This window comes from Nocardia farcinica (assembly GCF_001182745.1).
GTDB lineage: Bacteria > Actinomycetota > Actinomycetes > Mycobacteriales > Mycobacteriaceae > Nocardia > Nocardia farcinica.
On the sequence record NZ_LN868938.1, the window covers coordinates 2,184,070 to 2,197,353 of the forward strand.

The following is a 13,284-nucleotide window of genomic DNA, read 5'->3' on the forward strand; positions in this document are numbered from 1 at the left end:
GCCACCGGTCCGGCCGGTACCAGGGCGGGACGTCGAGCAACCCCACGCCGAGGCCCTACAGCCCCCGGATCACCCGCGCCGGGTTGCCGGCGGCGAACACCCGGGCCGGCAGATCCCTGGTGACCACGCTGCCTGCGCCCACGACGGTGTCGTCGCCGACGGTCACACCGGGGCAGACGATGACACCGCCGCCGAACCACACGTTGTCGCCGACGCGGATCGGCGCGGCCGACTCCCACCGCTGCCGCCGCAGTTCGTGGTCGGTCATCGGATGCAGGGCGGTCAGCAGCTGGCAGCGCGGACCGATGGAGACGTCGTCGCCGATCGTGATCGGCGCGCAGTCGAGCAGGATCGCGTCGTAGTTGAGGAAGCTGTTGGCCCCGATCTCGATGAGATAGCCGTAGTCACACTGGAACCGCGGCATGATCCACGACCCGTCCCCGAACCGGCCCAGTAGCGTGCGCAACAACTCCGCGCGCCGCTCGGTCTCGTCGGGGCCGGTCCCGTTGAACTCGTTGCACAACCGCTGTGCCCGGCGCCTGTCGGCCACCAGTTCGGGATCGTTGTCCCGATAGAGCTCACCGCGCAGCATGCGGTCCTTCTGCTCGCCCATCTGCCCTCAGTGGGTGGCGTCGGTGAGGATGGTCAGGACGGTGTCGGAGGTGTAGAAGGGTTCGAGGCGTTCGCGGATGAGACGGGCGAGCACGCCGTCGCGCTTGGCGGCTTCGATGACGGCGGGGCCGTAGCGCAGGATCTCGGTGGTGATGTCGTCGGCGGTGAGACCGAGTTCGGGGAGCATGGCGGCGAGGGTGTAGTCACGGTACTTGTCGTAGAAGACCTCCACGCACTGCTCGACCAGCAGACCGAAGTACTCCTTCTCACGGGTGGTCACCGCGATCTCGTAGCAGAGCAGCACCAGCTCGTTGAGGTCCTTCTTGGTGAGGTATTCGCGCAGCCCGCTCACCGGTTCGCCCGCGTGCAGATCCCAGAACTCCATCGCCGCCGAGTGCACGGGCGCGTCGCGCAGCATCTCCCGGATCGCGTTGTTGGTGCGCTTGAGGGCGAACAAGGCACCCTTACCTGCCAGATCGCCGACGAAGGAGGAACTGTCGGCGACCTTCCTGGCGCGGTTGGCCGCGGACTGGCCCAGCGACATGAGCGAGCCGACGCCGGGGATCTTCTCCGCGCGCTCCCGGTTGGCCTGCAGGAAATCGTCGATCAGCTTGTCGACGAACTTCGCGGCGACGGTGGCCACCAGCGGCGACTCGGTGAGCCGGTCCAGGATCCGCTCCTGCGCCTGGTGCATGCCGAAGACCTTCTCCAGCAACGCCTCCACCGGTTCGCGGTCCACCACCTCGCCCAGGGTGTAGTCGGTGTTCTCGGCGATGTGGTCGTAGACGGCGTCGGCGAACACGCCGACCATGTCGGCCAGCACCGGGCTGCCGCCCATCAGGTCCACCACGGTGGCGACCGTCTGCTTGCCCTGGTCGAGGCCGACGACCTCGCCGAATCCGATGGTGTCGGCGACGGCCAGCACGTCGGCGACGTCGCGGGCCACCACCTGCGCGAAGCGCTCGCCGCTCACCTCGGCCAGCACGAAGTCGACCTGGGCGTCGAGCAGCCGTTCGGCGATCTCACGCGGTTCGGTCATCGAGTTCCACCCCTTGTCTCGGGTCCGCCCGCGCCGGGGCGTTCAGTCGGCGCCCTCGCCGTGCAGCGATCTGCGGATGCGGTCCAGGCGTTCACGCGCGGCTTCTTCACGCGCGGCGAATTGCTCGTCGACGCTGCGGCCCACGGGAGTCTCCCGGTCGAGTTCGCTTCTCCCCTGCGCGGTGCCGAAACGCTGTTCGACCTTATCGCGAACGGAGTCGAAGGTGGGCATGCCGGAGGAGGTGTAGCCGCCGGCGCCGGAGGGCGGCGAGGCGACCGGCGGCGGCGGGACCGGCCCGCCGACCTGCCCCGATCCCGGGGTTCCTGGCTCGGGGCGGGCCGGCGGCGTGGCCGGACTCACAGCATCGGCGGCGTCGGCATGACCGACACCGGCCAGCTCGGCGAGGGCGGCGTGGACCGCCCAGAACGCGCCGCAGCCCGCGGTGGCGGCGCGCAGGACGGCGGCCAGCTCGCTGTCCGGCAGCGCGGCCAGCCGGGTCAGGATCTCGCTCGACTCACTCATGCAGCCAGGCTACGCAGCTCGCGCGGCCGCGGTCAGTCCTCGATCACGTCCACGCCGCGCCAGAACGCCACCCGGTCCTTGATCTGTGCCGCGGCGTCCTTCGGCGCGGGGTAATACCACGCGGCGTCCGGGTTTTCGCTGCCGTCCACGCGGACCGTGTAGTAGGAGGCGGTGCCCTTCCACGGGCACACCGTGTGCGTGTCGCTGGGAGCGAAGTACTCCGTGCGGATCGCCGAGACCGGGAAGTAGTGGTTGCCCTCCACCACCACCGTGTCGTCGCTCTCGGCCAGCACGGTGCCGTTCCATTCCGCTCGAACTGTCATCGGGGCTCCTCCGTGATCGTCGTCGAACCGGACAGGTCCACGCTACGCCGATCCGGCCCACCCGGACTGCGGCCTCGCGCTCCCCTCCCGCTCAGGCGAAGTCGAACAGCGGCGGCAGCGCGGCCACCACCAGCGCGGCCCACAGGCCGAAGACCGGCAGGTAGCGGGTCTGCCACCGTTCGGCCGCCGCGAAACTCACCCGGCCCCGCACGAAACCCGCCAGCAGCCGCGCCGACCAGGCCAGGTTCACCAGCAGCACCAGGTTCAAGCCGAGTGCGGCGGTCTTGTTGGCGGTGGCACCGAATTCCGCGATGCGGGAGAGCATCGCCGTCAGCATCACCACGTCGACCGCCAGTGCCAGGCCGACCAGGACCAGTTGCAGCCAGTCGAACGGACCGGCGGGCAGCAGCGGGTCGCGCGCGGAGAGGGCGTAGAGCAGCAGGCCGAGCACCACCACGAGGATCAGGTCCATCAGGATCAGCAGATCCCGGTCGACCTCGGTGAGGCTGCCCGCCGTCGCGAAGCCCACCAGCAGTGCCGCCAGCATGAGGATGGCGATGGGGGTGAACACCCGGGTCAGCACCGGGGCGATGTTCTCCACCACGCTCTGCTTGGCCTCCACCAGCCAGGCCGCGACCACGGCCGCGCCCGCCGGTCCGAACGGCAGCACCACGTGCTCCATCACGCCCTCGACGTCCATCTCCAGCGCCTGTAGCGCCGCGCCGGTGAGGCCGACGAGCACCATACCGCCCAGTGCCAACAGGCTCAGGTAGACCAGCCACTCGCCGGTGAACCGGAGGAAGTCCATGCGCCGCCGATCCGAGCGCCACGCGCCGCCGACGTAGGCGAAGCCGACCACGAACCACAGCACCAGCGGCGCGTGGATCGCGGCGATGATCTCCGTCGCCCCCTCCGGCTCGAACGGGAAGACGTTCACCACCATCCCGACCACCGCGAACGGCACCACCAGCGCCGCCGCGGCCAGCGGCGGCATCCGCCGCTTCCACGCGAAGTAGGCGGTGAGGAACGGCAGCACGAACAAGCCGGCATTGCGGGCGAAGACGTGCGGTTCGATCCCCGCGGTCAACGCGATCTTGATGGCCGCGCCCGCGCCCAGTGCCAGCGCCAGCACGACCGCCAGCTCCCGGCTGGCCGCGCGCCCGCTGCCGTCCGGTCCGTCCGGCAGCAGCACCAGCTGCTTCCACAGCCGCTCCGAATGCTCGCGCGCGAACTCGCGGGAGATGCTGTCCACGCTGCCCATCCGTTTGACCGCGACCAGGAACGCTTCGTCGGCCGCCAGCCCCGACCCGGTCAGATCCGAGATCTGGCCGCGCAGATGATCTTCCATCTCGTCCACATCGGCCGCCGAGATCGCCCGGTGCCGCTCGACGTAGCCGCGCCACTGCCCGATCTGCGACTCGAGTTGCGCGTCCACCCCCGTCACGCGAGACCGCCCTCGGTCGCCAGCGGCAGCCGCGCGCTGCGCCACACCTCGTCGAGCGCCTCGGCCACCGCATCCCATTGACTGCGCCGCTCCACCAGTACCGCCCGCCCGGCCTCGGTGATCGCGTAATGCTTGCGCCGCCGCCCGCTCTCGGAGGCCCCCCACGAGGCATTGACGTACCCGGATCGCTCCAGTCGGTGCAGCAACGGGTACAGCATCCCGTCGGTCCACTCGATCCGCCCGCCGGACAACTCCCTGACCCGCTTGAGAATCGCGTACCCGTAGGACTCGCCTTCGGCGAGGATCCCCAGCACCAGCAGCGTCGACGACGCCGCCACCAGATCCTTGTCGATATACATAGGTCTCCTATACCTAGGACTGCTAGGTTCAACCCTAGCGCATCTAGGTATGGAAGGGTCGAAACCCGGCGTGTCAGGACACCGCCGGCCGCGCTTCCCCGGCGCGATAGTCCTCGCCGCCGACATAGAAGGTGTGTCTGTCGGCGACCGGGGCATCGACGGCCGCCACCACCGTGCGGGCGAAGTCGTCGACGGTGGGCAGCGGGCCCGCGGAGCGGCGAGCCTCGACGGCCGCCGGGTCGCGCCGTTCGAGCAGCCGGACGATGATCGTGCCGTCGATCATGTCGCCGGACACGACGACGAAACCCACACCGCGGCGGGTGAATTCGGGGAGAAGGGCGCGCAGAGCGTCCTCCCCGGCGCGCTTGCCGGCGGCGATCGGCTCGTACCCCTCGGGCAGCGGCCGGCCGGTGCCGTGGAAGTGGGCCTGGTGACTGGTGACGAAGACGACGCGGCCGCCGGGACCCATCAGCGGCAGCGCCGAGGTGGCGAGGTGGACCTGGGCATCGCGGTTCAGGCGCAGGGCATAGCCGGGGTCGGCGTCGCGTTCCAGACCGCCGGAAGCGTTGAGGATCAGCGCGTGCAGTCCCCCGAAGCGGGCCCGGATCTCCTCCAGCATTTCGCGATCCGCCCGGATCCGATCGACCCGGCGCGGATCGACGGGGACGGCTGCTTTCAGGCCTTGTACTTTCGGATGGGATCGCCGGTGCCGGTGCCGATCAGCTGCGGCAGGCTCTTGGTGATGTAGAAGGTCCAGCCGCGCGAGCAGGCCTCGAAGCACTCGGATTCGGCGGTCAGGCCCTCGTGCGCGAAGTGCAGCGTCGTGCCTTCCGCGGTCGCGGTGAGGTCGAAGACCACGGTGGTGTCGGTCCACTCGGTGCGGTCATCGACAAAGGTGAGGCAGGAATCGACGACCTGCCAGACCATCCGGGCGCCGGGCACCACTTCGGTGAGCCGGAACCGCGCGAAGCGGATGCCCGGCTTCTCCTTGGCCGTCTCCCCCGCGTACCGGATGTCGTCGGTGAAGACGAACTCGTCGCCCGGCGCGGCGGTCGCGCCGATGATGTTCTCGTTCCACCATCCGCGCACATTCGTGACCGCGGCGAAGACCTCCGCCGGGGTCCGGCGCACGGACATGGTCGCGGTCAGGTACTCGGTGTTCGGCATCGTCTTACCTCTCTCCATCGGGTGGTTGTGCCCCACCGACGAAGCAGGCCCCGCGAGATCGACAACGACACGAGAAATTCCGGAAATTTCTGCCGAGCAGGTCAGAGGTCGCGGAGCCGCCCGGCCAGATAGCGGCGCTCGGCCTCGGTCGGCGCCAGTTCCATCGCCGTGGCGTAGGCCGCGGCGGCTTCGGCGACCCGGCCGGCCCGGCGCAGCAGATCGGCCCGGGTGGCGGGTAGCAGATGGTAGTCGGCCAAGCGGCCGGACTCGGCGAGCTCATCGACGAGTGCCAGACCGGCCGGGATCCCCTCGGCCATCGCGACCGCCACCGCGCGGTTGAGATCGACCACCGGCGAGGGCGCCAACCGGGCGAGCTCACGGTAGAGCGCCGCGATCTGCGGCCAGTCCGTGGCCGCCGCGTCGGCCGCGGTGGCGTGGCAGGCCGCGATCGCGGCCTGAACCTGATACGGCCCGGGACGCCGTACGGCCAGCGCCTCGTCCAGCACCCGGACCCCTTCGGCGATCAGGGTGCGATCCCACCGGGATCGGTCCTGGTCCTCCAGCGTGACCAGCATGCCGTCGTCGATGCGATGCGCGCGACGCGCTTCGAGCAACAGCATCAGGGCCAGCAGACCACGCGCCTCGGGCTCGGCGGGCAACAACCGGACCAGGACCCGGGCGAGGTGGATCCCCTCGGCCGGCAACCCGCGGTGACCGTCCTCCTCGCCGTAGCCCTCGTTGTAGATCAGATAGAGCACCGCCAAGACCGCGGACAACCGGTGCGGCAGCAGCTCCGCCGGGGGAACCCGATACGGGATGCCCGCTTCGACGATCTTGCGTTTGGCGCGCACCAGGCGTTGCGCCATCGTCGATTCGGCGGTCAGGAACGCCTTCGCGATCTCGGCCGTGCTCATCCCACCCAGCGTGCGCAACGTGAGCGCGACCCTCGCCGGAAACGGCAGCGCCGGATGGCAACAGGTGAAGATGAGCCGCAACCGCTCATCGGGAATCCCGTCCGCCGGCGGCTCGACCGGGTCTCCGGCCGGCACGGCGAGCTGCCGCAGCTTCGTGCTCGCGGCCCGGTCCCGGCGCAACCGGTCGATCGCGCGATGGCGCGCCGTGGTGGTGAGCCAGGCCCCCGGCCGGTCGGGGACACCGTCGCGTGCCCAGGTCGTCAATGCCGCGGCGAACGCGTCCTGCGCGCAGTCCTCGGCCAGATCCCAATCCCCGGTCGCCCCGATCAGGGTCGCGACCACCTGACCCCACTCCTCGCGATACGCCGCGTCCACCGCGGCCCGAATCGCGTGCGGCGCGGTCATTCCCACACGGGGCGGATCTCGATGGAGCCGCGCAGCGCGTAGGGGTGACGCGCGGCGATCGCGATGGCCTCGTCCAGATCCGCGCACTCGATGATGTCGATGCCGCCGATGAAATCCTTGGTCTCCGCGAACGGACCGTCGGACACCAGCGTTTCCCCGGCCCGTACCCGGACCGTCGTCGCGTCCGCCACCGGACGCAACCGGGCTCCGCCCCGCCGGGCACCCCGCCGAGCCAGTTCCGTGTCGTATGCGCGATACGCCGGATCCGCCGCGATCTCCGCCGGGCTCGCCGACGACGTCTCGTCGTCGCAGATCAGCAGCACATACTTCATGCCCCCACTATGCCCGACCACGCGCGTCCACGGGACAGCCGTGGCGCGCGCCGGTGGCGCGGGCACCACCGCGTGCCGGGGGCGGGGCCGGCGGGCGAGCGGCACCCGCCGACCGGTGACTCAGCCGCGCAGTACCGCGCCCACCGCGTCGGCGGCGGCCGCGACGGCGGCGTCCCGGGCCGCGCTGGCCTCGTCCTCGGTGAGGGTGCGGTCGGGCGCACGGAACCGCAGCGCGTAGGTGAGCGACTTGCGACCCTCACCCGCCTGCGCGCCCTCGTAGACGTCGAACAGCGCGATGTCCTCGAGCAGCTCGCCGCCACCGCTGCGCAGCGCCGACTCCACGGCGGCCGCGGCGACGGACTTCGAAACGCTCACCGACACGTCCTGCAGCACCGCCGGGAACGGCGACACCACCGGCACCGGCCGGGATTCGCGCAGCGGCAGCGCGTCCAGGTCCAGCTCCAGCGCGCAGGTGCGCGCGGGCAACCCCGAACGCTCCAGCACGGCCGGGTGCAGTTCGCCCGCGTACCCCACGACCCGGCCCTCGACGACCAGTTCGGCGCAGCGGCCCGGATGCCACGGCAGGTAGGCGGCGGGGCGGCGTTCGATCACCACACCTGCGGCGTCGGCCACCGCGTCGACCAGCGCGAAGGCGTCGGCGGCCTCGGCCTGCCTGCCCGGCCCCCACGGGCCGCGCGGCTCGCGGCGGCCGGTGAGCACGGCGGCGACATGCACCGGCTGGTCGGGCAGCGAACCCAGCAGTTCGGCGATCTGCTCGTCGGTGGGACGCCGGTCCACCGGCAGCGGCGCGACCGGTTTGGTGTCGCCGGTGGGCAGCACCACCTGAGCGATGCCGTAGAGGGTGAGATCGCGCGCGCCGCGGGAGATGTTGCGCTGGGCCACCTCGAGCAGCCCCGGCAGCAGCGTGGTCGCCAGCTCGGCGCGCTCCACGTCGAGCGGGTTGAGCACCCGGGTGGTGGTGCGGCGCGGATCGTCGGCGTCCAGACCCCAGGTGTCGAAGACACCGGCCGGCAGGAACACCGGCGGCGGCACCTCCACCCCGCCCGCGAACGCCAGCGCCCGGCTCACCGCCCGGCGACGTCGCTGCTCGGAGGTGAGGCCGCGACCCGCGGGCGCGGCGGGCACGATCGACGGGATCTGCTCGAGCCCCTCCAGCCGCAGCACCTCCTCGACCAGATCGGCGGGCTGCGCGAGGTCGGGCCGCCAGCTCGGCGGCGTCACCACGAGCTGCCCGTGCCCGGACTCCTCGTCGACGGAAACCTCGACGTGGCAACCGATCTGGGCCAGCCGACGCGCGGCGGTGCCGGTCGGGTAGGCGACCCCGGCGACCCGGTCGGGCAGGTCGATGTCCATCCGGATCGGCTCGGGCGCCGGGGTGGGCACCCGCACGTCGGACAGCACCGGCTCGACGGTGCCGCCGGCGATCTCGGCCAACAGGGTGGCGGCCCGGTCGAGCGCGGCGACGTTGATCTCCGGGTCGACCACCCGCTCGTACCGCTTGCCCGCCTCCGAGACCAGCTTGTGCCTGCGCGCGGTCCGGTAGACCAGCAGCGGATTCCAGGTGGCCGCCTCGAGCAGCACGTCGGTGGTGCCCTCGCCCACCTCGGTGCTCGCGCCGCCCATGATGCCCGCCAGCGAGACGGCGCCGGAGTCGTCGGCGATCACCACGTCCTCGGCGTCGAGGGTGCGCTCGGTGTCGTCCAGGGTGCGCAGCTTCTCCCCCGGCTTCGCGGTGCGCACCACCAGGCCACCGCTCAGCTTGGCCGCGTCGAAGGCGTGCAGCGGCTGGCCCAGCTCGAGCATGACGTAGTTGGTGACGTCCACCGCGGGCGAGATCGGCCGCACGCCCGAGAGCAGCAGCCTGCGCTGCAACCACCACGGGCTCACCGCGTTCGGGTCGATACCGGTGACCCGGCGGGCGGCGAACCGGGTGCACTGCGAGGCCGGTTCGATCGTGATCGGCCAGGCCTCGGCCGCGTCCTCGGGCAGGGTGCGCACCGCGGGATCGAGGTATTCGAGGTCGAAGCCGCAGGCCAGTTCGCGCGCGAGGCCGCGCACCGAGAAACAGTAGCCGCGATCCGGGGTGATGTTCAGTTCGATGACGGTGTCGTCGAGGCCGAGCAATTCGTTGGCGTCGGTGCCCGGCTCGGCGGTGCCCGGCTCGAGCACCAGGATGCCCGAATGATCCTTGCCGATACCGAGTTCGGCGACCGAGCAGATCATGCCGTTGGACACGTGCCCGTAGGTCTTGCGCGAGGTGATCCGGAACCCGCCGGGCAGCACACCGCCCGGCAGCACCACGACCACCAGGTCACCGACGGCGAAATTGCGGGCGCCGCAGATGATCTCCTGCAGCTCCGGCGCGCCGACGTCGACCTTGCAGAACCGGATCGGCTTCTTGAACTCGGTGAGTTCGGTGATCTCGACGACCCGGCCGACCACCAGCGGACGCTCGATGTCGCCGCCCACCCGCTCGAGCCGGTCGACCTCCTCCACCTCGAGCCCGACGCGGACGAACCCGGCGTCCAGCTCCTCCGGCGTCACCGACCAGCCGGCGTTGGTGCGCTCGATGATCTCGGTCAGCCAGGACTGCGCTACTCGCACTTGACGTTTCGCTCTCTCGATCGAAGGGGAGGTCAGGACTGGATGCCGAAGGGCAGAGTGAACCGCACGTCGCCCTCGACGATGTCACGCATGTCGGGAATGCCGTTGCGGAACTGCAGCGTCCGCTCGAGCCCCATGCCGAAGGCGAACCCGCTGTAGACCTCGGGGTCGATGCCGCTGGCGATCAGCACCTTCGGATTGACCATGCCGCAGCCGCCCCACTCGACCCAGCCCGCACCGCCCTTCTTGTCCGGGAACCACACGTCGACCTCGGCCGAGGGCTCGGTGAACGGGAAGTAGTTGGGCCGCATCCGGGTCCGGGTCTCCGGGCCGAACAGCGCGCGGGCGAACGCGTCCAGCGTGCCGCGCAGATGGGCCATCGTCAGGCCCTTGTCCACGGCCAGCCCCTCCACCTGGGAGAACACCGGGGTGTGGGTGGCGTCGAGCTCGTCGGTGCGGAAGGTACGCCCCGGGCAGACCACGTAGATCGGCAGGTCCCGCTCCAGCATCGAGCGCACCTGCACCGGCGAGGTGTGCGTGCGCAGCACCTGCCGCGAGCCCTCCGGCGCGATGTGGAAGGTGTCCTGCATGGTGCGCGCCGGATGGTCGGGCAGGAAGTTCAGCGCGTCGAAGTTGAAGTGCTCGGTCTCGACCTCGGGGCCCTCGGCGACCTCCCAGCCCATCGCGACGAACACGTCGGCGATCCGCTCGGAGATCACGGTGATCGGGTGCCGGGCGCCGACCTGCTGACGGCGGGCGGGCAGCGTCACGTCGATGGCCTCGGCGACCAGCACCGCGGCGTCGCGCTCGGCCAGCAGCACCGCGCGGCGCGCCTCGAACGCCTCGGCGACCCGGCCGCGGGCGACGTTCACGCGCTTGCCCGCGTCCTTCTTCTCCTCCTTGGGCAGAGCGCCGAGCGCGCGCTGGGCCAGCGCCAGCGGCGCCTTGCCGCCCAGATGCTCGGTCTTGGCCACCGCAAGGGCGTCGAGATCGGCGGCCGCGGCGAAGGCCTTCTCGGCATCGGCGGCGGCCGCGGCCAGCGCCTCCTCGCTCAGATCCACGGCGGCGGCCGTGTTCGGTTCGGCGGCGTTCTGCTCGACTCCGGTGCTGTCGTCGGCCACGATGGTTCGTCTCTCCCCTTGGGGTCGGTGCGGGCCGGGCTGACTCCCTGCCCGTATTGCTGCTGGTGGAATCCTATGGGATCGCTCGCGGGCGGTTCACGCGGATTACCGGCGGGCCGCGTCGCGGTGATGCACGCGAGCGCTGGCGTAGAGGCAGATGGCCGCCGCGGCGGCCAGGTTCAGGCTCTCGGCGCGGCCGTGGATGGGGATGCGCACGCGATGGTCGGCGCGGGCGGCGACGGCGGGGTCGAGACCGTGTGCCTCGTTGCCGAACAGCCACGCCACCGGGCCGGCGAGGATCTCGTCGGCCTCGTCGAGCACCACCTCGCCGTCGGCGGCGGTGGCGAGCAGCGTGAGACCCGCCGCGTGCAGCGCGTCCAGGGTCGGCACGACCTCGCGGCCCCGCACCACCGGCACGTGGAACAGGCTGCCCGCGCTGGCCCGCACGCATTTGCCGTTGTGCGGGTCGACGGTGTGCCCGGCCAGCACCACGCCGTCGGCGCCGACCGCGTCGGCCACCCGGATCAGGGTGCCCGCGTTGCCGGGCTCGGCGATCTCCACCGGGACCGCGAGCAGGCGCGGGTCGCGGGCGAGCACCTCGGGCAGCGGCACGTCGATCTGCTCGCAGACGGCCACCAGGCCGGGCGCGGTGACGGTCTCGCCGAGGTGCTCGGCGGCCCGGTCGCTCACCAGTGTGGTGCGCACCCCGGTCGCCGCGGCGGTGGCGACCAGTTCGTGCTCGCGTTCGGCGGCGGCGGCCGAATAGAACAGCTCACGCGCCCGGCCGGTGTCGAGGGCGGCGGTCACCGCGTTGGCGCCCTCGGCGAGGAACAGGCCGGTCCTGCGCCGGTGCGCGGCGCGATGGAGCTTGACAGCCGAAACGACCCGCGGGTTGCGCTCGGAGAGCGCGTCCGCGGGTCGTTTCGACGGAGATCCCTGCGTCAACGGGGCTCAGGCGGCCGGCGCGTTGACGTCCTGCGGCAGGGCGGCCTTGGCGATGGCGACCAGGCCGGCGAACGCCTCGGCGTCGGAGACGGCCAGCTCGGCCAGGTTCTTGCGGTCCACCTCGACACCGGCGGCCTTCAGGCCCTGGATGAAGCGGTTGTAGGTGATGTCGTTGAGGCGCGCCGCGGCGTTGATGCGCGCGATCCACAGCTTGCGGAAGTCACCCTTGCGCGCCCGGCGGTCCCGGTAGGCGTAGGTGAGCGAGTGCAGCTGCTGTTCCTTGGCCTTGCGGTACAGCCGCGAGCGCTGGCCGCGGTAGCCCTTGGAGGCCTCGAGGATGGAACGGCGCTTCTTCTGAGCGTTGACGGCCCTTTTGACGCGTGCCACTGGTCAGTCCTTGATCGAATAGGGGGCGCGGGCGCGCCCGGATGTGGTCGGGGTGACGTCGGCGAAGCCGGCGCGGGTCTCAGCGACCCAGCAGCTTCTTCACACGACGGACGTCGGCGGCCGCGACGACCTCCGTGCCGTCCAGACGACGAGTCCGGCGGGAGGGCTTGTGCTCCAGCAGGTGGCGACGGTTCGCCTGCTGACGCAGCAGCTTGCCTTTACCGGACACCTTGAATCGCTTCGAGGCGCCGCTGTGGCTCTTCATCTTCGGCATGGGTTCCTCTATCTAGTCGTCCCGGCGGTCGAGCACCGACCGACGGCATCTGAACGTATTACTGCGGGCCGGCCTGCTCGCCCTGGCCCGCGGCCGGAGTGCCACCGGCCGACGCGGCGCCCTGCTGCGGCCGCGTGGCCGCCTGCTGCGCCTTCACCCGCGTCTTCGCGCCCTTGTGCGGGGCGAGGACCATCGTCATGTTGCGGCCGTCCTGCTTGGCCGAGGTCTCGACGAAACCCAGATCGGCGACGTCGCCGGCGAGCCGCTGCAGCAGCCGGTACCCGAGCTCGGGACGGGACTGCTCGCGACCCCGGAACATGATCGTCACCTTGACCTTGGACCCGGCCTCCAAGAAGCGCATGACATGGCCCTTCTTGGTCTCGTAGTCGTGGTCGTCGATCTTCGGGCGGAGCTTCTGCTCCTTGATGACGGTCTGCTGCTGGTTCTTGCGCGACTCGCGCGCCTTCTGCGCGGTCTCGTACTTGAACTTGCCGTAGTCCATGATCTTGCAGACCGGCGGACGGGCATCCGGGGCGACCTCGACGAGATCGAGATCGGCTTCCATTGCGACGCGTAGTGCATCTTCAACACGCACGATCCCAACCTGCTCACCGCCGGGTCCGATGAGTCGGACCTCCGGAACACGGATGCGATCGTTGATGCGGGTCTCAGTGCTGATGGGGCCTCCTAGGTCAAGCGGTGTCGTCCGACGACCGCAAGCAATGCAACCCCTTGTTCAACACGAAGGCCCCGGTCCGGTATTTCACCGGCACGGGGCCCGAGTCGACCGATCGTCGACGCGACGCAGGGCTCGC

At 70.9% G+C, this 13,284-nt stretch carries 16 protein-coding genes; all 16 read right to left on the bottom strand.

Annotation, left to right across the window (positions count from 1 at the left end; all coding sequences use genetic code 11):
• Positions 1-55: 55 nt before the first annotated feature.
• On the bottom strand, positions 56-613 hold the full coding sequence (locus AMO33_RS10655; protein ID WP_060592366.1) for a sugar O-acetyltransferase: 558 nt from the start codon (positions 611-613) through the stop codon (positions 56-58).
• Positions 614-619: 6 nt separating this feature from the next.
• Positions 620-1,651, bottom strand: a complete 1,032-nt coding sequence (locus tag AMO33_RS10660; RefSeq protein ID WP_060592367.1) for a hypothetical protein — start codon at positions 1,649-1,651, stop codon at positions 620-622.
• Between the two features lie 42 nt (positions 1,652-1,693).
• Complete coding sequence (locus AMO33_RS10665; RefSeq protein WP_076573599.1) at positions 1,694-2,173, bottom strand: hypothetical protein; 480 nt, start codon at positions 2,171-2,173, stop codon at positions 1,694-1,696.
• Between the two features lie 32 nt (positions 2,174-2,205).
• A complete protein-coding gene (locus tag AMO33_RS10670; RefSeq protein ID WP_011208456.1) occupies positions 2,206-2,496 on the bottom strand; it encodes a DUF427 domain-containing protein in 291 nt (96 codons plus the stop codon).
• Between the two features lie 91 nt (positions 2,497-2,587).
• Positions 2,588-3,940, bottom strand: a complete 1,353-nt coding sequence (locus AMO33_RS10675; RefSeq protein ID WP_082668636.1) for a permease prefix domain 1-containing protein — start codon at positions 3,938-3,940, stop codon at positions 2,588-2,590.
• Complete coding sequence (locus AMO33_RS10680; protein ID WP_060592370.1) at positions 3,937-4,299, bottom strand: PadR family transcriptional regulator; 363 nt, start codon at positions 4,297-4,299, stop codon at positions 3,937-3,939. The genes AMO33_RS10675 and AMO33_RS10680 overlap by 4 nt, the downstream gene beginning before the upstream one ends.
• A 73-nt stretch (positions 4,300-4,372) precedes the next feature.
• On the bottom strand, positions 4,373-4,918 hold the full coding sequence (locus tag AMO33_RS10685) for an SDR family oxidoreductase (protein WP_307582733.1): 546 nt from the start codon (positions 4,916-4,918) through the stop codon (positions 4,373-4,375).
• 56 nt (positions 4,919-4,974) lie between these two features.
• Positions 4,975-5,466 (bottom strand): SRPBCC family protein, encoded by a 492-nt coding sequence (locus AMO33_RS10690; protein WP_060592372.1) that lies wholly within the window; start codon positions 5,464-5,466, stop codon positions 4,975-4,977.
• A 101-nt stretch (positions 5,467-5,567) separates the two neighbouring features.
• The gene (locus tag AMO33_RS10695) at positions 5,568-6,785 is read right to left on the bottom strand and encodes an RNA polymerase sigma factor (RefSeq protein ID WP_060592374.1); all 1,218 of its coding nucleotides are present in this window, start codon (positions 6,783-6,785) and stop codon (positions 5,568-5,570) included.
• Positions 6,782-7,117, bottom strand: a complete 336-nt coding sequence (locus AMO33_RS10700; RefSeq protein ID WP_060592376.1) for a YciI family protein — start codon at positions 7,115-7,117, stop codon at positions 6,782-6,784. The genes AMO33_RS10695 and AMO33_RS10700 overlap by 4 nt, the downstream gene beginning before the upstream one ends.
• A 120-nt stretch (positions 7,118-7,237) precedes the next feature.
• The gene (pheT, locus tag AMO33_RS10705) at positions 7,238-9,742 is read right to left on the bottom strand and encodes a phenylalanine--tRNA ligase subunit beta (protein WP_060592377.1); all 2,505 of its coding nucleotides are present in this window, start codon (positions 9,740-9,742) and stop codon (positions 7,238-7,240) included.
• A gap of 32 nt (positions 9,743-9,774) precedes the next feature.
• Entirely contained in the window at positions 9,775-10,863 is a 1,089-nt protein-coding gene (pheS, locus tag AMO33_RS10710; protein WP_050767992.1) for a phenylalanine--tRNA ligase subunit alpha, read from the bottom strand.
• Between the two features lie 105 nt (positions 10,864-10,968).
• A complete protein-coding gene (locus AMO33_RS10715; protein ID WP_060592380.1) occupies positions 10,969-11,808 on the bottom strand; it encodes a TrmH family RNA methyltransferase in 840 nt (279 codons plus the stop codon).
• Between the two features lie 6 nt (positions 11,809-11,814).
• Complete coding sequence (rplT, locus tag AMO33_RS10720) at positions 11,815-12,195, bottom strand: 50S ribosomal protein L20 (RefSeq protein ID WP_011208447.1); 381 nt, start codon at positions 12,193-12,195, stop codon at positions 11,815-11,817.
• A 79-nt stretch (positions 12,196-12,274) separates the two neighbouring features.
• Positions 12,275-12,469: a 50S ribosomal protein L35 gene (gene rpmI / locus AMO33_RS10725; RefSeq protein ID WP_011208446.1), complete on the bottom strand. Its 195-nt coding sequence runs from the start codon at positions 12,467-12,469 to the stop codon at positions 12,275-12,277.
• 58 nt (positions 12,470-12,527) lie between these two features.
• Positions 12,528-13,193: a translation initiation factor IF-3 gene (gene infC / locus AMO33_RS10730; protein WP_076573602.1), complete on the bottom strand. Its 666-nt coding sequence runs from the start codon at positions 13,191-13,193 to the stop codon at positions 12,528-12,530.
• Positions 13,194-13,284: the final 91 nt, after the last annotated feature.